2 protein-coding genes are annotated in these 898 nt (G+C 66.7%); one reads left to right on the top strand and one right to left on the bottom strand.

The window, feature by feature from the left end; genetic code table 11:
* Positions 1 to 185, bottom strand: a 185-nt coding sequence (locus JCM25156_RS18455; protein WP_025814299.1) for a hypothetical protein, incomplete at its 3' end; no start/stop codon positions are given.
* A gap of 59 nt (positions 186 to 244) precedes the next feature.
* Between JCM25156_RS18455 and JCM25156_RS27225 the strand changes: the two genes are divergently transcribed.
* Positions 245 to 898: glycosyltransferase family 2 protein (locus JCM25156_RS27225; RefSeq protein ID WP_025814298.1), on the top strand; the 654-nt coding region annotated here is incomplete at its 3' end.

The following is an 898-nucleotide window of genomic DNA, read 5'->3' as shown; positions in this document are numbered from 1 at the left end:
TCATGCCACCGGGCATGGCCTGCGACATCCGTGTCGCCACCCTGTGGCGCAGGGAGCTTCCTGCCCATGCCCGCCCCGCCGCCTGCCCGAGCGCCCTGTACGATGAGGTGGATATTGTGGTCGTCCCCCTGACTGAAAAACTGGATGCCGCCGATCTCGCGGTGATCGAGGAAGCCAGCCGGCATGGCCTGCCGGTCATCATCCCCAATACCGGCGCCTGCGGCATTATCTGGACGGGCACTGCGTGTTTTACGTCCCCCCGGCCGACCCGCATGCGCTGGGGCAGGCGATCGCCACGCTCGCGAATGATCCCGAACGCCGTGCCGCCATGGTCCGGCAGGCCCGCGCGCGTATGCGTTCCTTTCCGGTATCCTTTACCCACACGTTGCGTCATGTCGCCCTTTCGCGCGAACTGCTGGCGCGGGGGGCGGCGGTTTCACCCCCCGCTTTCACCCCGGCCGCATCATCCGCGCAGGGCCTGCGGATCACGGTCGGGATCGCGACCAGCGGACGCCCCGCCATTTTGCGTGAAACCATTGCGGAACTGCGCCGCCAGAGCCATCCGCCCCGGCAGATCATCGTCTGCGCACCGACACCGGCGGATGTGGCCGGGCTGTCCCCTGCCCCGGATCTCCAGATCCTGCAGGGACCACGGGGGCTGGCGCATCAGCGCAACGTCATTCTGGATCATGTGGGCGAGACGGATATCATCCTGTTTTTCGATGATGATTTCCTGCCCGACCGTAACTATCTGGCGGTCTGCGCCGACGCCTTCGCTTCCGCCCCGGATATTGTCGGCACAACCGGGCGGGTGCTGGCCGATGGGGCGAAGGGGCCGGGCCTTACGGTGGAGGACGCCCGCCGCATGCTGGATGACCCGCGCATCAATAACACACAC

It is taken from the genome of Komagataeibacter kakiaceti JCM 25156 (assembly GCF_000613305.1).
Note: the sequence above shows the minus strand (reverse complement) of the source record. Positions and strands in the feature narration are given on the sequence as shown.